1 protein-coding gene is annotated in these 248 nt (G+C 46.4%); it reads left to right on the forward strand.

The window, feature by feature from the left end:
• On the forward strand, window positions 1-248 hold a 248-nt coding region (locus tag LZ634_RS22530), incomplete at both ends, for an aryl-sulfate sulfotransferase N-terminal domain-containing protein (RefSeq protein ID WP_234508951.1).

Here is a 248-nt window from a genome sequence, read left to right on the forward strand (position 1 = left end):
GCCATGGTCATGAGTCATACTAATATTTATCAGGATTACTTATCGCAAGTTATGCGAGAGAATACGTTAGAGAATGTGCTGGTCATTCCTGATCCGTTTGGTACGGCACCCTTAAGTGCCTGGATAGGTGTCTGGAGTCTTGAAGTTCGCGATATCGCTTTGCAAATTCAGGATGTGGCGAAAAGCGCGAGTCTTATTGAGCAGACGATTACACTGGAGGTAGGAGCGAACCTTGTACCCGTACTTGG

Source organism: Kluyvera intermedia (assembly GCF_021440345.1).
Taxonomy (GTDB): domain Bacteria; phylum Pseudomonadota; class Gammaproteobacteria; order Enterobacterales; family Enterobacteriaceae; genus Kluyvera; species Kluyvera intermedia_A.